Origin of the sequence: Bradyrhizobium sp. HKCCYLRH3073 (genome assembly GCF_051167995.1) — a bacterium.
Classification (GTDB): Bacteria; Pseudomonadota; Alphaproteobacteria; order Rhizobiales; family Xanthobacteraceae; genus Bradyrhizobium.
This window is the reverse complement of sequence record NZ_JBNPUD010000023.1, coordinates 43,930-62,421: the sequence shown is the minus strand read 5'-3', so window position 1 is coordinate 62,421 and position 18,492 is coordinate 43,930. Positions and strand designations below refer to the sequence as shown.

Annotated in this window: 21 protein-coding genes; 13 read left to right on the top strand and 8 right to left on the bottom strand. The window is 65.7% G+C overall.

The features are described 5' to 3' along the window. Window positions 1–460: hypothetical protein (locus tag ACQR1X_RS31260; protein ID WP_434900261.1), on the top strand; the 460-nt coding region annotated here is incomplete at its 5' end. 89 nt (window positions 461–549) lie between these two features. On the opposite strand, the gene ACQR1X_RS31255 is transcribed toward ACQR1X_RS31260, so the two are convergent. Further along, window positions 550–837 (bottom strand): hypothetical protein, encoded by a 288-nt coding sequence (locus ACQR1X_RS31255; RefSeq protein WP_434900260.1) that lies wholly within the window; start codon window positions 835–837, stop codon window positions 550–552. Window positions 838–1,045: 208 nt separating this feature from the next. Between ACQR1X_RS31255 and ACQR1X_RS31250 the strand changes: the two genes are divergently transcribed. Then, entirely contained in the window at window positions 1,046–1,390 is a 345-nt protein-coding gene (locus ACQR1X_RS31250) for a hypothetical protein (RefSeq protein ID WP_434840424.1), read from the top strand. Between the two features lie 62 nt (window positions 1,391–1,452). Here ACQR1X_RS31250 and ACQR1X_RS31245 read toward each other — a convergent pair whose 3' ends face one another. Beyond that, window positions 1,453–1,680, bottom strand: a complete 228-nt coding sequence (locus ACQR1X_RS31245; protein ID WP_434840428.1) for a hypothetical protein — start codon at window positions 1,678–1,680, stop codon at window positions 1,453–1,455. Between the two features lie 268 nt (window positions 1,681–1,948). Here ACQR1X_RS31245 and ACQR1X_RS31240 point away from each other — a divergent pair, with 268 nt between their 5' ends. Continuing rightward, window positions 1,949–2,368 (top strand): NUDIX hydrolase, encoded by a 420-nt coding sequence (locus ACQR1X_RS31240; RefSeq protein ID WP_315805164.1) that lies wholly within the window; start codon window positions 1,949–1,951, stop codon window positions 2,366–2,368. A 51-nt stretch (window positions 2,369–2,419) separates the two neighbouring features. Here ACQR1X_RS31240 and ACQR1X_RS31235 read toward each other — a convergent pair whose 3' ends face one another. Beyond that, a complete protein-coding gene (locus ACQR1X_RS31235) occupies window positions 2,420–2,629 on the bottom strand; it encodes a PRC-barrel domain containing protein (RefSeq protein WP_316182797.1) in 210 nt (69 codons plus the stop codon). Window positions 2,630–2,769: 140 nt separating this feature from the next. Continuing rightward, on the bottom strand, window positions 2,770–4,437 hold the full coding sequence (locus ACQR1X_RS31230; RefSeq protein WP_434900259.1) for a tannase/feruloyl esterase family alpha/beta hydrolase: 1,668 nt from the start codon (window positions 4,435–4,437) through the stop codon (window positions 2,770–2,772). Window positions 4,438–4,647: 210 nt separating this feature from the next. Here ACQR1X_RS31230 and ACQR1X_RS31225 point away from each other — a divergent pair, with 210 nt between their 5' ends. Further along, the gene (locus tag ACQR1X_RS31225; RefSeq protein ID WP_434900258.1) at window positions 4,648–6,006 is read left to right on the top strand and encodes an LLM class flavin-dependent oxidoreductase; all 1,359 of its coding nucleotides are present in this window, start codon (window positions 4,648–4,650) and stop codon (window positions 6,004–6,006) included. A gap of 12 nt (window positions 6,007–6,018) precedes the next feature. Here the strand turns inward: ACQR1X_RS31225 and ACQR1X_RS31220 are convergent, their stop codons facing one another. Further along, window positions 6,019–6,618 carry an aspartate/glutamate racemase family protein gene (locus ACQR1X_RS31220; protein ID WP_315805172.1) on the bottom strand — a complete coding sequence of 200 codons (600 nt, stop codon included), beginning with the start codon at window positions 6,616–6,618 and terminating at the stop codon, window positions 6,019–6,021. Between ACQR1X_RS31220 and ACQR1X_RS31215 the strand changes: the two genes are divergently transcribed. Next, on the top strand, window positions 6,539–6,706 hold the full coding sequence (locus ACQR1X_RS31215) for a hypothetical protein (RefSeq protein ID WP_315805174.1): 168 nt from the start codon (window positions 6,539–6,541) through the stop codon (window positions 6,704–6,706). The two genes, ACQR1X_RS31220 and ACQR1X_RS31215, sit on opposite strands and share 80 nt — an antisense overlap. A 77-nt stretch (window positions 6,707–6,783) precedes the next feature. Here the strand turns inward: ACQR1X_RS31215 and ACQR1X_RS31210 are convergent, their stop codons facing one another. Then, window positions 6,784–7,446, bottom strand: coding sequence for an O-methyltransferase (locus ACQR1X_RS31210; RefSeq protein ID WP_315805160.1), 663 nt, complete (start codon window positions 7,444–7,446; stop codon window positions 6,784–6,786). A gap of 93 nt (window positions 7,447–7,539) precedes the next feature. Here ACQR1X_RS31210 and ACQR1X_RS31205 point away from each other — a divergent pair, with 93 nt between their 5' ends. After that, window positions 7,540–8,190, top strand: coding sequence for a TetR family transcriptional regulator (locus ACQR1X_RS31205; protein WP_315805159.1), 651 nt, complete (start codon window positions 7,540–7,542; stop codon window positions 8,188–8,190). A gap of 372 nt (window positions 8,191–8,562) precedes the next feature. Here the strand turns inward: ACQR1X_RS31205 and ACQR1X_RS31200 are convergent, their stop codons facing one another. Then, window positions 8,563–9,903, bottom strand: a complete 1,341-nt coding sequence (locus ACQR1X_RS31200; protein ID WP_315803004.1) for an IS1182 family transposase — start codon at window positions 9,901–9,903, stop codon at window positions 8,563–8,565. Window positions 9,904–10,052: 149 nt separating this feature from the next. Here ACQR1X_RS31200 and ACQR1X_RS31195 point away from each other — a divergent pair, with 149 nt between their 5' ends. From ACQR1X_RS31195 to ACQR1X_RS31165, 7 genes are all read left to right on the top strand, one after another. Continuing rightward, window positions 10,053–10,340, top strand: coding sequence for a hypothetical protein (locus ACQR1X_RS31195; protein WP_315805158.1), 288 nt, complete (start codon window positions 10,053–10,055; stop codon window positions 10,338–10,340). 1,849 nt (window positions 10,341–12,189) lie between these two features. Then, a complete protein-coding gene (locus tag ACQR1X_RS31190) occupies window positions 12,190–13,188 on the top strand; it encodes an aliphatic sulfonate ABC transporter substrate-binding protein (RefSeq protein ID WP_434900257.1) in 999 nt (332 codons plus the stop codon). A gap of 81 nt (window positions 13,189–13,269) precedes the next feature. Further along, window positions 13,270–13,890, top strand: a complete 621-nt coding sequence (locus ACQR1X_RS31185) for a nitroreductase family protein (RefSeq protein WP_434900256.1) — start codon at window positions 13,270–13,272, stop codon at window positions 13,888–13,890. Window positions 13,891–13,982: 92 nt separating this feature from the next. Continuing rightward, window positions 13,983–15,278: an O-acetylhomoserine aminocarboxypropyltransferase gene (locus ACQR1X_RS31180; RefSeq protein ID WP_315805156.1), complete on the top strand. Its 1,296-nt coding sequence runs from the start codon at window positions 13,983–13,985 to the stop codon at window positions 15,276–15,278. A 3-nt stretch (window positions 15,279–15,281) separates the two neighbouring features. Beyond that, window positions 15,282–16,064: an alpha/beta fold hydrolase gene (locus ACQR1X_RS31175; protein ID WP_434882702.1), complete on the top strand. Its 783-nt coding sequence runs from the start codon at window positions 15,282–15,284 to the stop codon at window positions 16,062–16,064. Between the two features lie 123 nt (window positions 16,065–16,187). Continuing rightward, the gene (locus ACQR1X_RS31170; protein WP_434872405.1) at window positions 16,188–16,586 is read left to right on the top strand and encodes a BA14K family protein; all 399 of its coding nucleotides are present in this window, start codon (window positions 16,188–16,190) and stop codon (window positions 16,584–16,586) included. A 140-nt stretch (window positions 16,587–16,726) separates the two neighbouring features. Beyond that, the gene (locus ACQR1X_RS31165; protein WP_434885336.1) at window positions 16,727–17,266 is read left to right on the top strand and encodes a hypothetical protein; all 540 of its coding nucleotides are present in this window, start codon (window positions 16,727–16,729) and stop codon (window positions 17,264–17,266) included. A 316-nt stretch (window positions 17,267–17,582) separates the two neighbouring features. On the opposite strand, the gene ACQR1X_RS31160 is transcribed toward ACQR1X_RS31165, so the two are convergent. Further along, window positions 17,583–18,491: a flagellin gene (locus ACQR1X_RS31160; protein ID WP_434900255.1), complete on the bottom strand. Its 909-nt coding sequence runs from the start codon at window positions 18,489–18,491 to the stop codon at window positions 17,583–17,585. Between the last annotated feature and the right edge of the window lies 1 nt (window position 18,492).

The following is an 18,492-nucleotide window of genomic DNA, read 5'->3' as shown; positions in this document are numbered from 1 at the left end:
AGGATCAAACTCTCAAGTTGAACTTGAAGCTTTGAACCGGCTGATCACAACGTTTGACGAGGTCCCACCAATCGATCCCGCGCTTCACAGCGCAAAGACCATGGTGTTACCTTTGAAACATTGTCCGCCGAAGTCTTCTCGTCCGATCCCAGAACCAAAAGCCGAAGCTCTCAATCCCGAGACCCGCAAGGACTCCGCCGTCCACGTTTCTCTTTCTTCATCTTTACTTGTCAAACAGCCCGCACTTGTTAGTTCGCTCGAACTACTTAGTGCATCATCTTCGATCGTCTGTTTCGCCGAAGAAGTCCCGATGTCCGGGGCGCTTCACATAGCCGATTTTCAGAGACCGTCAAGAGCATTTCTTGAAGAAAAACTCAGGAGCCAGTCAGACGAAAAGCAACGTCGGTCCCGAAAGTCGGGTGCCTCAGTCATCAGTGATGTCCGGCTGGCGTGGTGGTGAGATAGTGCGATGCCGCATCCCGCGCAAGAACTTTTTGCGACGGCTGTGCAGAAATGTGGATAGCGCTGTCGCCCCCACGCTCGAACCCCTCACACGCGGTTTCCGTTCCATTTTGGAACGGTGGGCGCGCGCAGCGTCAGGAATTGCCCGCCTTCGGTTGCACCGGCGCACGATACGAGCGCGGCATGGGCATGCAGGACGACATCCTTCCGGCGGACAAGGTTGGTCGAACAGACGCTGAGATTGCGGGTGTCGATTTCGACGGTCGCGATCCCCTCCCCGCCTGCGACGATCGCGGCGCGGACGCGGAAACGCCAATGGTTCCGCACCGAACACGCCGCTGAGCCCGGGATCGAAATTCGCGGCGTCGCACACATTCGCGAATGCGAACTGGCATTGCTCTCGCCACCGCGAACACCGAAGTGACGCCGGTGATACGGATCGGCGATATCCGCAAAGCCTGGCGGTGACGCGGCCGGGAATTGGCTCGCCGTCTCGGCCGGATTCGGTCAGCCCTATTGCCGCAAGCTCCGGAAATACCACCAGCCCGGCGCTCTCGCCTTCGCGGCCGCAGCCAGATCAGCGATGCGCGCGACGACGCCGGACGGAGCCGGTCGAGAGCACCCCCAACGCGACACGTCGTCCGTCCCGCGTCCCAAAAAAACGCCCGTCGGCCGTGAAGCCGAGGGCGCCCTCGCCACCAGCCAAACATGCTTCAATCCGCGCGGCCTTGGAAATGGTGTGATCGTGCTCGCGTCTCTGGACTGCCTTGCGCAACGCATGGTCGTTGCGGTCGCTCAGGACGTCGATCCTGTCGAGCGCGTCGCTGCAGCGATGCCTGCATCAATTCGGGTCCGCATGCCGCAAAAGCAGCCGCGGCATTGTTGCTCGGTCAACATTCGTTGCTCGGTCGACATTGCTGCTTGGTGACCTGCTGCGTGGTGACCTCCGCGGCGTCGCGCCACGTCGTCCGAGGCCGGCGCGAGACGGCGTCAACGCGACCGCGGCGGCGTGCTGCGTGCTGGGGCCGTCAGGAAGCGATCGAGCTCGACGATCGCTTCGGCCTCGCGGGCGCGCCGCAGCTGCCTGGCCTGTTCGATGCCCGGGGGCAGACGTTTCGCCCTGTCTCGCGCCTCGCGCGCCATCTCCAGCAACCGCTCACCCAGCGACATCGTCTGCTTGACACGCCGGCGCCGCTTCTTTTGACCTTCTACTTCCATGCGGGATTGCATCCAGTTTCATTGATGCGCATCGACAACTCTAGATCAGGCGATGCCGCGCGCATCAACATAGGTGAATCGGCCGTGACCAACGTCGTCCCGGACGGCAGACCAGCAGCGGCCGGCCGCGCCGGGAGCATCGACGGTAGCCGCGGTGCCGGCCCGCTCTCGGATCATTTGATATGCGGTGGCCCAGGTTTTCCGGCGGCTCTCTCAGGAACCAATCGAGCCGGTGTATGGTTCAAGGCATTCGACGAAAGGGGGTCTCATGAAGAACAAGCAATTCGCCGCCCTGCCCTTTCGTATCGAGGCCGCGCAGCTCAGCATCCTGCTGATCACCACCCGGCGCAAGCAGCGCTGGTCGGTGCCGAAGGGCTCGCCGATCCTTCGCAAGGGTCCGCATCGGGTCGCGGCGATCGAGGCGTATGAAGAGGCAGGCTTGCGCGGCAAGATCGGCCGCCAGCCGCTTGGCCGTTTCAAGCACAGCAAGCGCAAGGGCAAGCGGAAGATCCCGTGCGAGGTCAAGCTCTACCCGCTGAAGGTGACCAAGCAGCACGGACGCTATCCCGAACGCGGGCAGCGGAAGCTGGCCTGGCTGCCCGCCGCGGAAGCCGCACGTCGCGTGCACCGGGCCAAGCTGCGGCGCCTCATCGAGAGCTTTGCCAGCGGGCACGCCAAGCAGCGTTGATCAAGCCGCTCGATCGCTTGAGCGCTCCAGATCCGAGACCAACGCCGCCGCTCAGGATTGCGTGAACTTGATGGTCGACACCGGCCAGCGCCCGTCATGACCGCTGAGGGTGATGCGCAACCCATGCAGTTCGTCGAGATACACCTGCTCGACGGTTCCCGCCTTGCCGTCGCTCAGGGCCACGCATTTCCCGATCAGCTCGATCTGGGCGCGCTCGAACTCGCACAGAATGGTGAAGGCTCGCGTCTTGACGGCAACCATGATTGAACGGTCTGAGGGCTGATGGGAGCCGCAACGCTGCGGAGACAGGCCGGCGCTGGCGGATAGATCGGCTCGTCCCCGTCCCGGGTCAACCGCTCATCAAGTGATCGTGCACCGCGCAGACGACATGCACGACCGGTTCAGCGGCACTCGAAATTCGCCGCATCCTCGAGGCTGCCGCTGCCCTTGTAGGTCAGCACCTTCGGGAACGCGCAGAGATCGCGTGTGCGCCCGGGCCATGGCACATCGGGCGCGCGCCGCGCGGTGGCCCGGATCGCCTCGGGCGCCGCGGCCGTGCCCTCCACCCATCGGTCCAGCGCGGTCAGCAAGTCGAACTGATCGGTGGCGGGTCCGCCGCCGCAATGGTTCATGCCGGGAACCAGGAACAGCCGCGCGAAGCCGTCGGCATCAGGGCCGTATCTGGTCTTGAGCTGATCGACATAGTCGATCGTGTCGAGCGCCGAGAAGATCGGGTCGGCCGTGCCGTGATAGAACAGCATCTTGCCGCCCTTCGCCTTGAAGGCGTCGAGATCGGTCGAGGTCGCGGCCTCATATTCCATGCCGGCGTCGAAGCCGCCGGCGCCCTTCATCACCTTCCGCGGATCGCGGTCGAGATCGAAATTGCGCACCCAGGCGACGAGATCCTCCGGCGTCTCCGGCGGGCTCATGAAATCATAGGCGACGCCGCCGGGAATGAGCGTGAGGTTGCGCGCATTGGGCGGACTCGCTTTGGGCGTACCGAGCTTCCAGGCGCGCCAGCCGGGCGCGGCGAGGCCGGGATCATACGGCCAGCGCGCATAGATCAATCCGCCCATGGAATTGCGGCTGCCGTCGAACATCAGCCTGACGGCCTTCAGCTTTGGAGCGGACAGGCATTGCGCGCTCTCGCCCTCCTTGCAGGCGAGCACGGCCGGATCGAAGCGGCAGGCCATCACATCCTGCACCATGCCGTCCTTGGCGCCGTCGGCGCCGTCGCAAGAGGCGGTCACGGCATCGGCGACGAGCTTCAGGTCGTCGTCGGTCAGCGCGCTGCCCACATCGGCCTTGCCGTCAGGTCCCGGAGGCGCGATCGCCAGCAGCGCCTGCTCCTGCGCGATCACGTCGATGCCGGCCAGCGGCACGCGATAGGCCGGCGCGCCGGCGATGACGCCGTCGAACAGCTCGGGGAAGCGCTGCGTCACCGCCATCGCCTGGCGGCCGCCGTTGGAGCAGCCAGCGAAGTAGGACCGGCGCGGTGCCTTGCCGTACAGCTTCTCGGCCGCGGCCTTCGCCGCCGCGGCCACCGGCGGGATCGAGCTGTAGCCCTTGTCGCGCCGCGCCTGCGGATCGAGGCCGAACAGATACGGCCCGAGCGGCCCCGGCTCCTCGATATGGCCCGAGTCGGTCGAGGCGACGGCATAGCCGTTCGAGAGTCCGTTGGGCGGCGTCGCGCCGGTGAGCAGGCCGAGTGCCGGGCGCAGCACGCCGTCGACGCCGCCGCCGCCCTGGAAGACGAACTTGCCGTTCCACGTCGCAGGCAGTCGCAGCTCGTAGCCAACAGCGTAGGGCTTGCCGTCGATGCCGGTACGCTCGTTGATCTTGCCCCGGATCAGGCAGTGATCCGGGGCGGGTGCGGTCGCGCCCGCAGGCGCCGGCGGCGCCAGTTGCACGCCGCCCGCAGCGACGAATTCCGCCGTGACGATGCGGCCGCTGCCGGAGAAGCCTTGCGCCAGCGTGGCGCAGCTCGCCTTGAACTCCTCCGCCTGCGCGGCCGCCAAGGCGGACGTCGTCAGCAAGACCGCGGTCAGCGCCGTCACACGGATCGTCATCACGGTCGTCCTCACGATCGTCCTCACAGTCGTCCCCACACCTGCGGGCCAAAGCCCGTCACGCATCGTCGTTGCTTCGCGGCGCGCTCGATCGCTTCCGACCATAGCCAAGCCTGCGCCCGCCGCAAGCGGCCGTGCGCAGGGGTGCGATTGAAAACGTCGGCCGAAGCGTGCCATCTGATGGGCGTCGAGGAAGCGCCGAGGGACATCATGGCTGCGGACATCAGGTTGAATGCGTTTGCGATGAACTGCGTGGGGCACCAGTCGCCCGGCCTGTGGCGGCATCCGCGCGACCGGTCCTCCAACTACAATCGCCTGCCCTATTGGCTCGACCTCGCCAAGACCTTGGAGCGCGGCCGCTTCGACGGACTGTTTCTCGCCGATGTGCTCGGCGTCTACGATGTCTATGGCGGCAACCCCGACGCGGCGCTCCGTCACGCCATCCAGGTGCCGGTGAACGATCCGATGATGCTGATCTCGGCCATGGCCGCCGTGACCGAGCATCTCGGCTTCGGCGTCACCTGCACGCTGTCCTATGAGCCGCCCTACCCGTTCGCGCGGCGGATGTCGACGCTCGATCATCTGACCGAAGGCCGCATCGGCTGGAACATCGTCACCGGCTATCTCGACAGTGCCGCGCGTGGCATGGGCAAGGACCGCCAGACCGCGCATGATGACCGCTACGACGTCGCCGACGAGTACATGGAGGTGGTCTACAGACTGTGGGAAGGCAGCTGGGAGGACGACGCCGTCAAGCGCGACCGGACCAGCGGCGTGTTCACCGATCCCACGAAGGTTCACCGCGTCAGCCATCGCGGCGAGAACTACCAGCTCGACGCCATCCATCTCTGCGAGCCGTCGCCGCAGCGGACGCCGGTGCTGTATCAGGCCGGCACCTCGCCGCGCGGCCGCGTGTTCGCCGGCCGGCATGCCGAATGCGTGTTCATGTCCGGCCCGTCGGCCAAGATCATCGCGCCGCGCGTCGCCGCGATCCGCCAGGCCGCCGCCGACGCGGGTCGCGCGGGCAGCGACATCGTCATCTTCAGCATCGCCACCGTCGTGCTCGGCGAAACCGATGCGGCGGCCGAGGCGAAGTTCGCCGACTATCGCCGCTACATCGACCACGAGGCGTCGCTGACCCTGATGTCGGGCTGGACCGGCGTCGACTTCTCGACCTACGACCTCGACCAGCAGGTCCGCCACGTGCTCAACGATGCCGGCCGCAGCGCGATGGACAACGTCACGCGGGCCGATCCGGACCGGGTGTGGACCGTGCGCGAGGTTGCCGAGCATGTCGGCATCGGAGGCATCGGCCCGGTGTTCGTCGGCTCGCCGGCGAAGGTCGCCGATCTCATCGAGAGTTGGATCGAGCAGACCGGGGTCGACGGTCTCAACCTCGCCTTTGCGCTGTCACCAGAGAGTTTTGCCGATGTCGCCGACATGCTGGTGCCGGAGCTGACCAGACGCGGCCGCTACAAGAAGGCCTACCAGCCGGGGACGCTGCGCGAAAAGCTGTTCGGCCGTGCCCGGCTCGCGGCCCCGCATCCCGCGGCGGGCTACCGGCCGTAATGCTGCTGGCACTCAGCCCGACAGACGCGACAGCAACACGGCCACCGCCGCCTCGATCGGCTTGATGATCGGCACGGCGAATTGCCGCTGCAACTGATCGGCGGCCTGCGCCAGCGGCCCGCCGCCGATGATCACGGCCTCGGCGCCGTCCTCGGCAATACAGGCGCGCGTGGCGTCAGCCAGGGCGGCAGCAAGCCGCGCCGGATCGACGGCGAGCGCGGCCGGGTCGCCGTGCGTCAGACGCGTCCCGGTGAACTGCGCGGACAGGTTCAGCCTGTCTGCAAGGCCCGCGATGCTCGCGACCAGCGCAGGCGTCACCGTGGCAACGCCGAAGCGCCGCCCGCCCTCTGCGGCCTCGCGCATCGACGCCTCGCCGATGCCCGCCACCGGCAGCGAGCACTGGCTGCCAAGCTCCGCGGCGCCGGGATCGCCGAACGCCGCGACGATGATGCCGTCGCAAGCATCGCGATGCGCGCGGCCGATATCGACCACTTCCGCCGCCGATGCGGCCAGCGCCTCGGCATCCACGATCATGGCCGGCGCCCGCGTCGCGGTCGCGCCGACCACCTCGGCCCGGCCGGCGCAGCAGGCGGCCGCGATCGAGACCATCATCGCGGTGGTCGTGGCCGAGCTGTTGGGATTGATCAGGAGGATGCGAGGCATGAGGACGGTTGCTCAGATGACGAAGCTCTCCTCGTGAACAATCGTCGGCCAAACGTCAACTCCAGCCCCATTCGCCTATGAGGGTGGCGGGCATCGCCGTTCGCCGCCGCCGGCTCACCCGATCCGCATCGACAATTCGACTTCGTCGCCGAACGGCACCGACAGATAGCCGTTATCAGGCGAACGGACGTAGGCGAGGTAGTCGGGGCTGTGGTCGGCATTGTCAGCGACGATGAACGCGCCGGCGCTGAGCCGGCTCTCGAGCAGCGCCAGGATATCGCCATACAGCGGCTTGGCGCCGTCGAGCAGAACCAGGTCGATCGCGTCCGGGAGATCACCGCTTAGCGTCTGCAGAGCGTCGCCCTGGCGGATCTCGACCAGATCGGCCAGCCCGCCCTCCGCGAGGTTGGCACGGGCACGGGCGACCTTGGACGGCTCGAACTCCGTGGTGATCAGCCGGCCGCCGCCATTGTCACGCAGCGCCGCGGCGAGGAACAGCGTCGAGATGCCGAACGAGGTGCCGAATTCGACGATCGATCGCGCACCGACGCCGCGCGCCAGCATGTAGAGCAGCATGCCGGTGTCGCGCGACACGGGCAACGGAAAGTCCTTGAGCTGCGTGTAGAGCTCGACATGGCCGGACCTGCTGCGCATCAGCTGCGCGCCCCGTTCGGCCATGCCGGCGAAGATCGGGCTCGTCTCCGGCCGCAGCAACGTGGCCTCGGCAAGCAGGCGATCCAGCAGCGGCGCCACCGGCTGGGTGGTCAGGGTGATCATCGATATTCTCCGTATTCTCGATGCGTGTCGTTTGCGTCGAAGTCAGAATACGAATAATCATTCGCATTCGCTAATCGCATTTCGGAACGCTCCATGGCCCCGGCTCGAAAAGCCCCGATTTCCCCGCGAAAACTGCCGCAACAGGCACGCTCGGCCGACCTCGTCGCGGCCATTCTGCAGGCGGCTGTTCAGGTTTTGACCAAGGAAGGCGCGCAACGTTTCACCACGGCCCGTGTCGCCGAGAAGGCTGGCGTCAGCGTCGGCTCGCTCTATCAGTACTTCCCGAACAAGGCGGCGATCCTGTTCAGGCTGCAGAGCGACGAGTGGCAGCAGACGACGAAACTGCTGCACGGCATTCTGGAGGACACCCGCCGTCCGCCTCTGACGCGATTGCGCGCCCTCGTTCACGCGTTCCTGCAATCGGAGTGCGACGAGGCCGCCGTGCGCGGCGCACTCTACGACGCCGCCCCGCTCTATCGCGACGCGCCCGAGGCACGCCAGGCCAGGGCCAGTGGCCGCCGCGCCATGCTCGCCTTCATGCGCGAGGTGCTGCCTGGTGCCGGAGAGGCCGAGCGCGCGCGGGCCGCCGATCTGATCAAGACGACGCTCGGCCAGGTCGGCAAGCGCTTCTCGGAGACACCGCGCAGCCGGGCCGAGATATCGGCCTATGCCGATGCGATGGCCGACATGTTCTGTGCGTACCTCTCCACCGCGAACAAGCCTCACAGGCGTAAGGCCGGGTAGTCCTAGAGCCGGCGTGTCTCCGGTCAAGCGGCCTCTCGGGGTGTTCCCGCCATGGGCGGGCTTGTCCCGCGCATCCACGCCTCTCCCACGCAAACTGGGAACCTCTGCACGGCCACGGGGCGCCGCGACGCTCCGTTGACTTGATGCCGTCGTATCCCAGATCGCCGCCGACTTGATGCAGCGCCGCAGGTCGGGGGTCCGCAGCCAACGACGGACCTCTCATCAGAGTCCGTGATTGTCGGTTAAGGGCGAATTCCGGACACGATGAGGCGTCCAATCAAGTCGCGAATTGACCGATTCCGTTGAAAAACTCGGCAGTAGTTTCGTCGTGAACGCCGGCTGTTCCGAGGACGCGTTGGCTTGGTGGGGGAGTCACGCGGGCATCGGGATCAGCTTGGCCATTTTACGAAGATTCTGAGCGGCTGCAGCAAGGGTGAACTCGTCACGCGCGCCGTTCGGCCCTCTTAGTCGTAGCCGATCGAGCTTGAGAATGCGCTTGAGATGCGCGAACAGCATCTCGATCTTCTTGCGGAGCCGCCGTGAAGTGCGGCCCTCCCATGAGCTTGCGATCTCGCGTGCCATGTCGCGAGCGCCCTCATAGATCGAGCGTGGCACTTTCCGGGCCGGGGTGTTCGGGCTACACCTGCTTTTCAGAGAGCATGCTTGACAGTCGTGCTTGCTCGCGCGGTAGAGGATCGTCTTGTCGTCGTTCACCAGCGTTCCTGTGGTGGTGAGGGTTTTGCCACCGGGGCAGCGATAGACGTCCCCAGCATGGTCGTAAGTGAAGGCCTCACGCGAGAAGGTCCCGTCAGTGCGGGCCGACTTGTCGAAGACGGTCACGTGCGGCTCGATCCCGTGCTCGTAGACCAACCACCCGAGCATCTCAGCGGAGCCATAGGCGCTGTCGCCGAGAAGCCGGCTTGGATAAAGATCGAACCTTTCGAGTGAACGCTCGATCATGCGCTTGGCGGCCAACACTTCTGCCTGGCGGATCGCCGTGGTCGCCTCGACATCGACGATGATCGCGTTCTCGACGTCGACCAGATAGTTCGTCGAGTAGGCGAAGAAGGCTTGGCCGCCATGCGCTCCCGTCCAGCGCGCCGCCGGATCGGAGGGCGATACAAACTTGGGCGTGACCTCCGTCGCGGCACCGAACGCGGCATCATCAAGAGCAGCAAGGTACTCGTCGATCGCTCGGCCCGTGGCCTCCGGCGGAAGCCCCTTATCGCCTTCGATTCCCTTCTGCCGATTGGCATCCGCCTTGATCAGGCTCGCGTCGACCGCGAACCCTTCACCGCCAACCAGGCGCTCCCGGATACAGCGCCGCAAGACGGTCTCGAACACGCGGCGGAAGAGATCGCTCTCACGGAAGCGGCCGTGCCTGTTCTTCGAGAACGTCGAGTGATCGGGGACAGCTCCGTCCAGACCCAGCCGGCAAAACCAGCGGTATGCCAGATTGAGGTGGACTTCGTCACAGAGGCGCCGTTCCGATCGGATGCCGAAGCAGTAGCCGATCAGGAGCATCCTGATCATCAGCTCCGGATCGATCGAGGGCCGCCCGATGTTGCTGTAGAACGGTGCCAACTCCCGTCGCAGGTCCTCGAGGTCGACGAACCTATCGATCGACCGCAGGAGGTGGTCGGCTGGAACGTGCTTTTCTAGGGAGAACTCATAGAACAACGCAGCCTGTTCGACTTGCCGATGCCCCATCATGACCTTTAGTCCTGCCAACTAGACGGACTGAATCATCGATCTCTCTGCGTCGCAACTGCCGACTTTTTCAACGGAATCGACCCATTGAAGACGTCGCATGGTTCGGTAAATGTGAGGCTCGGAGATATCTCACGACCAACGGAGTGAGAATGAATTTCGTTGCCGTCACTGCTGAATACGGGATCGTCATCCGTCGGCGCGCCTTGACCGAAAGGGGCGTATCGTATCAGGCCGTACTTAATGCCCTTGAGACGGATAAGCCGCGCGGTGCTGATGAGGAGCTACTCTCTTTTGGTCCAAGCTTCGGTCCAGAGGCACTCGCAACTCTGACGCGGAGGCTCATCGATCTGGGCCTCGTCTATTTCGATGACTTCTTCGAAGTTCGCCAGCGACGTCCCGCTGTGGTGCAAGTTTGCCGTGGCGTTTGTGGCGACTAAGTCAACGTGAAACCAGCGCACAGGATGTCTGCTGTTAGTCCGTCGCGGATCTCACGGTCGGTGGTCGTGAAGTCCGCATTCTGGTTTCAACCGGAAGTAAGCCGCCGGAGGGCCGGAGGTCGCTTTGACCCAGAGCGGACCTATGATGGGACTGTTCCCAGTTCACCGCCGGGCGTGATCAGTCAGCTTTTCTCAGCGTGAGATTCTGGCTTTGAATGGCTCTGATACGGCTGATGTTCAATGTATCCTTAAGGTCGACGCAATCAATATACGCTACTGGACGTCCCCCGACCTTCGCTTGGCAACGGCTGGCGCCAAGGACAACGTTCAATGTACTTACTCATTGTCTGTCTAATCATTATAATCGTTAGTGCCCAGATATCATCTCGTTGGGCCTGGAGCCTGTTCCGGGACTATGAGCTGGCGAGCCCATCCAAGCGGCTCGCCGCGCGGCGGCGCGCGGTTTTGCCAGTACTCTGCGTGGGAGGTGTGGGGCTTCTTGTCGTCCTGCTACTTCGTGTTTCAGGGCCAGAACTTGGAGCAGCCTTAGTGAATGCTCTGATGGTGGTGGTTTCCATTTTTTTCGGCCTGTTTATTGGCATCATTGGTGCCGTCGGCGCGCACCGTAATTAACAAGCACTACAATGGCCGGCACTTCCGCTTCTGTGAAGGGTTTCGGACGCCGGCCGCATGATTGACGGCGCGGCACATTCGGGCGGCCGGCGTGCCCTACCGCGCGAGCGGTTTAATCCATTGGCCCATCTCCGACCTTCCGGTCTACGCCTGGGATGTCCGCGACGCGCTGAATGCGGACGCCGCCGACTCGATCGCAGAGGTCTGCCTTAGTCACGGGCTGTCCTCCCGAACGTGCCCGCTCCGCGGCTCCTGCCCCCCATGGCTGCTGGCTTGCTGCACCGCGCAAGTATGCGGGCTTCGGCCAGATCCGCTCATGAGCCCCCGCGCTTCATTTCGGCCGGCAGATGCAAGGCAGTTCGATCGGACATGCCCGCCCAGACCTCTGCGGAGAGTCGCTAAGACGTCATGGCCGGGCCGAGGCCCTGCCATGACGTCGCGGCAGAGGGGCACAAGCTGATTGTGATATGCCGAAGCCCCAGGGCTTGCGTGACGAGCCGATGGCTTCTCCTCGCGCGTGCGCGACGAAGTGGAATTCGCCCGCATTCTCAGGCTGATTTGCCCTGTCCAGTCCCGCGACGAAAAATATTCTTGTTTCTTTTTTTCAGAATTCATGATTGAATGGCGCCATCCCGCCCGATCGAGAGGGGCGCTTCGCGAACGTCACGAAACGTTGGTGTGGGATGCGATGGCCGGTTCTCGTCGCAGCGTGCGTCAAGCGCGCGGACGAACGAGGGGAGCCGGACGGCGAAATCGCGTGGTCCTGATACTCCGACGCTAGTATCAAGTTCGCGAAGATGCTTGCGTGTCTCGCGGATGACGGTGGCCAGAAAGCCCGGCGCACCGGGGAGATCGCGTATAAGCCGTAAGCCCATTGCGCAGGGAAGGCCGGATGTCCGGCTGATCCTGTGGTAACCGCCGCGTGCTTCCTTTTTGCACGCGGGCCATGGGTGTCAGTCGACGCCCGGCCTTCCCTGTGCCCTCTCATCGAAAGAGGGACGAACGGCAGACACATCTCGGACGCCATGCGCGCCGCGAGGATGCGAGCGGCTGTCCACCGGGTCTCTCACGCGCCAAGAAAACAAACTTCTCGCGACGCGGCCACATGAAGAACTTTCCTCTCCATCCGAACCGATCTGCAAAATTGCGCAACACTCCCGATCCTGCGAATGATCCGGGACAAGTGCACGCCATCGCCTGTTTGGGAGATTTCCGAATGACCCCGTTCTTCAGCGGACTGCGCCGCGCGCGATCCTCGCATCTCGCCCGCCGCGGCGTCCTGGTGATGGCGCTCGCCCTGCTCGGCGCGCTCGCCACGCCGCGAGCCGACGCCGCCGAGACGCTGCGCATCGGCTATCAGAAGTCCTCGACCCTGATTGCTCTCCTCAAGAGCAATGGCGAGCTGGAGAAGGTGCTGGCGCCGCTCGGCATCAAGGTGTCCTGGCACGAATTCTCCAGCGGCCTGCCGCTGCTGGAAGCGATCAACATCGGCAGCATCGATTTCGGCGCCGATGTTGCCGACACCGTCCCGGTGTTCGCGCAGGCCGCGGGCGCGAAGCTCGCCTATGTCGCGGAGGAAGCCGCCTCGCCGTCGGCGCAGGCGATCCTCGTGGCGACGGCATCGCCGACCAGGACGCTGGCCGACCTGAAAGGCAAGAAGATCGCGGTGACCAAGGGCGCGGGGAGCCACTATTTGCTGCTGTCGGCGCTCGCCAAGGCTGGTCTGACCTTCAAGGACATCACCCCGGCCTATCTGCCACCCGCCGACGGCCGCACCGCTTTCGTCAGCAACAATGTGGATGCCTGGGTGGCGTGGGATCCGTTCCTGACCAGCACCATCCGCCAGTCCGGGGCGCGCGTGCTCGCCGACGGTAGCGACGGGCTTGCCAGCTACAAGCGCTATTATCTCGCCGCCGCCGACTATGCCGCGGGGCATGGCGACGCGCTCGACGTCATCTACGGCAAGCTGGTCGAGACCGGCAAATGGGTGAAGGCCAATCCGGCCGCCGCGGCCGGCCAGCTCGCGGCGCTCTGGGGCATCGATGCCGCCACCGTCGAGGAGGCCAACAGCCACCGCTCCTACCAGGTCGGCGCGGTCACCGCGGCCGGCCTCTCGGAGCAGCAGAAGATCGCGGACGCTTTCCTTGCCGAGCGCGTGCTGCCGGTCAAGGTGGACACATCTGCGTTGGCGATCTGGACTCCCAAGGCGCCGTGAGCCACACAGGGGCCGAGGATTGTGCTCCGCAGCGAGGCGCGGCACGAGGCCCGACGACGGGCCTGAACGAAGGAGACCACCGTGACTGCCCATCGTCCCCCGCCGACCGATCGCATCACCGAGCATCCGGCGCATCGCATCTTCGTCGATCGCTGGTCGCCGCGCGGCTTCAGCGACGAGGCGCTGCCCGAGACGGAGCTCCTGACCTTCATCGAGGCGGCGCGCTGGGCCCCCTCCTCCTACAACTCGCAGCCCTGGCGCTTCCTCTACGCGCTGCGCGGCTCGGCCGAGTTCGACACCTTCCTGGCGCCGCTGGTCGAGTTCAATCGCGGCTGGGCGCAGCATGCCGCGGCGATCGTCTACGTGCTGTCGAAGAAGACCTTCATCCCGGCGGGCAAGACCGAGCCGGCACCGACGCGGACGCATTCCTTCGATGCCGGCGCGGCCTGGGCCAATTTCGCCAACCAAGCGGCGGTGTCCGGCTGGGTCACGCACGGCATGAGCGGGTTCGACGTCGCCGCCGCGCAGACGGCGCTCGGCGTCCCCGACGGTTTCGCCGTGGAGATCGCGATCGCGGTCGGCCGCAAGGGCGATGGCGACAAGCTGCCGGCCATGCTCAAGGAGCGCGAGAAGCCGAGCGCACGCCTGTCCATCGCCGAGATCGCCTCGGCTGGCCTTTTCCCGCAGCGCTTCGCCGGCTGATCGATGCGTCAGGGGCGGCGTGCCGCGCCGCCCCTGACGGACGGCGAAATCTGTGGCAGAAGACGCGTTCTGCTTGAGGAGAGTTGATCCGCATGCCGCCGCCGAAACCGCCCGCCTTCGAGACCCTGAGCCTGCACGCGGGCCAGCACCCGGATCCCGCAACCGGCGCCCGCGCAGTGCCGATCTACCAGACCACGTCCTACGTGTTCGACGACACCGAGCACGCCGCGGCGCTGTTCAATCTCGAGCGCGCCGGCCACATCTATACCCGCATCTCCAACCCGACCACGGCCGTGCTCGAGGAGCGGCTTGCCGCGCTCGAGGGCGGCGTCGGCGCCGTCTGCACCGCGAGCGGCCAGGCGGCGCTGCATCTCGCCATTGCCACGCTCTTGAATGCGGGCGATCACATCGTCGCCTCCTCCTCGCTCTATGGCGGCACCATCAATCTGCTCGCCCACACGCTGCCGCGCTTCGGCATCACCACGAGCTTCGTCAAGCCCAGGGATCACGACGGTTTCCGCGCCGCGATCAAGCCGAACACGCGGCTGCTGATCGGCGAGACATTGGGCAACCCCGGCCTCGAGGTACTGGACATTCCCAAGGTCTCGGCGATCGCGCACGCGTCCGGCGTGCCGCTCCTGATCGACAACACCTTCGCGACGCCCTTTCTCAGCCAGCCGATCACCCAAGGCGCCGACATCGTGATGCACTCCGCCACCAAATGGCTCGGCGGCCATGGCATCGCGATCGGCGGCGCGATCATCGATGGCGGCCGGTTCGACTGGCGCGCCTCGGCCAAGTTCCCGCAGCTCACCGAGCCCTATGCCGGCTATCACGGCATCGTCTTCGACGAGCAGTTCGGCGCAGCCGCCTTCATCATGCGCGCGCGCACCGAGGGCCTGCGCGATTTCGGCGCCTGCCTGTCGCCGACCAACGCGTTCCACCTGCTTCAGGGCGTCGAGACCTTGCATCTGCGCATGGAGCGGCATGTTGCCAACACCGCCGCGGTGCTGGCGGCGCTGACGGCCAACAAGGCCGTCGACTGGGTGCTGCATCCCTCGCTCGAAACGCATCCGGACCATGCGCTCGCCAAGGCGCTGTTGCCGCGCGGCGCCGGCTCGATCATCTCGTTCGGCATCAAGGGCGGACGTCCCGCAGGACGCAAGTTCATCGAGAGCCTGAAGCTGATCAGCCATCTCGCCAATGTCGGCGACGCCAAGACGCTGGTGATCCATCCCGCCTCGACCACGCATCAGCAGATGGACGCAGCCCAGCTCGCCGCGGCAGGGATCGGCGAGGAGCTGATCCGGCTCTCCGTCGGCATCGAGGCGGCCGGCGACATCATCGACGATCTCGGACAGGCGCTGCGCGCCTCGCAGAAGGTGTGAGCCATGCAGCTGTCGATCGGAGATCATGAGGTCTTCGCCGCCACGGGCGGCCGCGAGTTCGATTCGTCCTTGCCCGCCGTCGTCTTCATCCATGGCGCCGGCTTCGATCATTCGGTCTGGGCGCTGCACAGCCGCTGGTTCGCCCATCACGGCTTTGCCGTGCTGGCGCCCGACCTGCCGGGCCACGGCCGCTCGGCCGGCCCGGCGCTGCCGACCATTGCTGCGATGGCCGACTGGATCGTCGCGCTCTTGCAGGCGGTGCACGCCAAGCCTGCGCACCTGATCGGCCACTCGATGGGCTCGCTGATCGCGCTCGATGCCGCGGCCCGCCATCCCGATCGCGTGTCGGCGCTGAGCCTGATCGGCACCGCGGCCACGATGACGGTCGGGCCTGACCTCCTGAACGCCGCCGAAGCCAATGATCACGCCGCCATCGACATGGTCTCGATCTGGGGCCTCGGTTTTGCCGCCGAGCTCGGCGGCAGCCGCGCGCCGGGGCTGTGGATGCATGGCGGCGCGCAGGCGACCCTGGAGCGCTGCGCGCCAGGCGTGCTGTTCAACGATCTCTCCGCCTGCAACGCCTATCAGGATGCGCTCGCGGCGGCGGCCAAGATCAAGGTGCCGGCGCGGCTGATCCTCGGCGAGAAGGACATGATGACGCCGCTGAAAGCCGGCAAGGCGCTGGCGGCTGCGATCGCGCAATCGCGCACCATCGTGCTGCCCGGTGCGGGGCATACGATGATGACAGAATGTCCGGATGCGCTGCTCGATGCGCTGATCGCGTAGCTTGCGGTCACGGTTCCCCTCTGGGATGCGACCTCGTGCCGCCGACATGCTCCGTCGCGGCGCGGAACGGAGGACGGCGGCGAGCCGTTGCCCTCCGCATAACGAACAGAAAGGAGCACGCAGATGGATCTGCGCAAACTTTTCACGGTCGCCACCATCGGAACGATGACGCTCGCGACCGCATCGCCGCTCGCCGCCGCGCCGTTGCTTCCGAACCATCCGGCGCCGGCCGCCGCCACGCAGAACGCGACCGAGCTGCAGCAGGTGCAGTATCGCCACTGGCGCGGCGGCTACGGTCATCACCACGGCTATTACGGCCATCGCTATGGCGGGCACGGCTACGGTGCGGGTGCCGCGGCCCTGGGCGGTCTGGCGGCCGGCGCGATCATCGGTGGCGCGATCGCCAACAGCCGCGCCGAGGCCGCCAATGCCCAGGCCTATTGCGCCCAGCGCTTCCGGTCCTACGACCCGGGCTCCGGCACCTATCTCGGCAATGACGGCCTGCGCCATTCCTGCCCGTAACGACACCCAGGTCGATGCCGGTCTCCGGCATCGACCGCCACCTGGACCAATGGCGCGCGACAAAACGTCCACTGCGACCGCTGCAACGAAGATCGTCTCTTCCGGTTGAGCATGACCCTGAATCAACGGGAGACACCAGGATGGTCACCTTCAAAGCCGCCGCGACGCTCGCCATCGCCGGCGCACTTTCTCTGTCCACGCTGCACTCGGTCTCGGCTGCGCCGCTGACGTCGCTGTCAGCAGCCGCCAAACCGGGCGCCGAAAGCGCGCATGCCGTCCAGGTCCGCTACGGCGGCTGGCATGGCGGCTGGGGCGGCGGTGCCGCGATCGGCGCGGGGCTGCTGGCGGGGGCCGTGATCGGATCAGCGATCGCCGCGCCCTCCTATTATGGCGGCTACGCGCCCTATCCCTATTACGGCGGGTATCGCTACGCCGCCTATCCCTACGGCTATGGCGGCTACTACCCGGCCTACCGCACCTATTACGGCGGCTATGGCTACAGTTACGCGCCGCGCCCGGTCTATCGCAGCTACGGCTATTCCTATGGCCCGCGGCCGTGGCGGCACAGCTACGGCTATTACCGCGGTCCGGGTTGGGGCCATCATCATGGCTGGCACGGCGGCCGTCATTTCGGACACCGCCACGGCCATGGCGTGATCCGCACCCATCATCGCTGGTGACGTGAGTTCGCCGGTGCGTGGGGCTCGCCCGACGCACCGGCACGTCAATGCGCAACCTCCGCCGCGCGGATGACGGACTCGTCATGATCGCGCCACGGCAAATGCTGCCAACGCCTCATTGCGCCGAGCGCCATCACCCACCAGATCTGGTCGAGACCCATGACCGTGGCGACGAAGGCGCAGACGACTCCGGTGCGAAATTCCTCGGCAGCTCGCCGTCCTGATCATCCTCTTCCCGCAGATGGAGCTGCTGAGCTTTCGCGTTTTCCTTGATCCGCCCATGCCCATCCCGCCGATCGCAATCGGTGCCGCTGTCTTAGCGCAGGTAACTGGCGAGGTTCAGGCTCTGGATCTTGGAGATGGCGGTATAGCTCGCCGTGAGCTGGGCCTGATATGTCGAGAGCTGGGCGGTGACCGCAGCGACGTCGACGCTGGTCAGGTCGGTCGCCAGACTCTCGGCATAGCTCTTGTAATCGGTCTGCTGCGACTTCGCGCTCTCGATCCGGGACGCCGCATCGGAGAGCTTGGCCTGCACCGTCGCGACGTCGTCCACCGCGTGATCGGCAAGCGTCAATGCGGAGGTGACGTCGGTTCCGGAGAGGGTCGAGCTGTTGGCGACGAACTTCAGGACCCGCATGACCTCCTCGAACGCCGGGTTGTCGGCGGTGACGCCATAGGTGACCGACTGCCCATCGGAAACCCGGACCGAGGCCAGCTCGCTGTCGCCCCGATAGTAGCTGCTATCCGTCGTGGTCAGCGATCCCGTGCCGGAGGCGAAGCTCGACGTGTCGACCGCCGCCGTCGCGGTTCGTCCGCCGCCGAACAGATACTGCCCGTCATACTGGGTGTTCAGGATGCCCGCCATCTGCTGCAGCAACTGCTGCGCGCTGCTGATCGCGGACGTGGTTCCCGTGCTGCTGCCGGAGCTCGCAGCGCTCAGCGCCGTGCGCAGCTGACTGACGATGTCCGACACCTGTCCCACGGCGGAATACATCACCTGCACCTTGCTGTCGGCCAGGGTCGCGGCATCGATATAGGACTGCGCCCGCGTGACCGACACCTGCAGATTGACGACGTGCTGGGTGTCGGCGCCATAACCGGCGAGATACTCGGTCTTCAGCCCCGAGGCCTCCTGCACCTGGAGGTTGGCCATGGTCGCCTGCGTCCGCAGCGCGCTCGCGATCATCTGGTCGGAGTTCGAGAATGTCGCAATCCGCATCGTCATG

Coding starts and splice junctions, on each gene's coding strand:
- ACQR1X_RS31245 (WP_434840428.1), bottom strand. CDS start 1,680: ATGGAAGTAGAAGGTCAAAAGAAGCGGCGCCGGCGTGTCAAGCAGACG.
- ACQR1X_RS31240 (WP_315805164.1), top strand. CDS start 1,949: ATGAAGAACAAGCAATTCGCCGCCCTGCCCTTTCGTATCGAGGCCGCG.
- ACQR1X_RS31235 (WP_316182797.1), bottom strand. CDS start 2,629: ATGGTTGCCGTCAAGACGCGAGCCTTCACCATTCTGTGCGAGTTCGAG.
- ACQR1X_RS31200 (WP_315803004.1), bottom strand. CDS start 9,903: ATGATGGGGCATCGGCAAGTCGAACAGGCTGCGTTGTTCTATGAGTTC.
- ACQR1X_RS31225 (WP_434900258.1), top strand. CDS start 4,648: ATGGCTGCGGACATCAGGTTGAATGCGTTTGCGATGAACTGCGTGGGG.
- ACQR1X_RS31230 (WP_434900259.1), bottom strand. CDS start 4,437: ATGACGATCCGTGTGACGGCGCTGACCGCGGTCTTGCTGACGACGTCC.
- ACQR1X_RS31250 (WP_434840424.1), top strand. CDS start 1,046: ATGCGCGCGACGACGCCGGACGGAGCCGGTCGAGAGCACCCCCAACGC.
- ACQR1X_RS31255 (WP_434900260.1), bottom strand. CDS start 837: ATGTGTGCGACGCCGCGAATTTCGATCCCGGGCTCAGCGGCGTGTTCG.
- ACQR1X_RS31180 (WP_315805156.1), top strand. CDS start 13,983: ATGCCGCCGCCGAAACCGCCCGCCTTCGAGACCCTGAGCCTGCACGCG.
- ACQR1X_RS31205 (WP_315805159.1), top strand. CDS start 7,540: ATGGCCCCGGCTCGAAAAGCCCCGATTTCCCCGCGAAAACTGCCGCAA.
- ACQR1X_RS31210 (WP_315805160.1), bottom strand. CDS start 7,446: ATGATCACCCTGACCACCCAGCCGGTGGCGCCGCTGCTGGATCGCCTG.
- ACQR1X_RS31215 (WP_315805174.1), top strand. CDS start 6,539: ATGGCCGGCGCCCGCGTCGCGGTCGCGCCGACCACCTCGGCCCGGCCG.
- ACQR1X_RS31195 (WP_315805158.1), top strand. CDS start 10,053: ATGAATTTCGTTGCCGTCACTGCTGAATACGGGATCGTCATCCGTCGG.
- ACQR1X_RS31170 (WP_434872405.1), top strand. CDS start 16,188: ATGGATCTGCGCAAACTTTTCACGGTCGCCACCATCGGAACGATGACG.
- ACQR1X_RS31190 (WP_434900257.1), top strand. CDS start 12,190: ATGACCCCGTTCTTCAGCGGACTGCGCCGCGCGCGATCCTCGCATCTC.
- ACQR1X_RS31175 (WP_434882702.1), top strand. CDS start 15,282: ATGCAGCTGTCGATCGGAGATCATGAGGTCTTCGCCGCCACGGGCGGC.
- ACQR1X_RS31220 (WP_315805172.1), bottom strand. CDS start 6,618: ATGATGGTCTCGATCGCGGCCGCCTGCTGCGCCGGCCGGGCCGAGGTG.
- ACQR1X_RS31165 (WP_434885336.1), top strand. CDS start 16,727: ATGGTCACCTTCAAAGCCGCCGCGACGCTCGCCATCGCCGGCGCACTT.
- ACQR1X_RS31160 (WP_434900255.1), bottom strand. CDS start 18,491: ATGACGATGCGGATTGCGACATTCTCGAACTCCGACCAGATGATCGCG.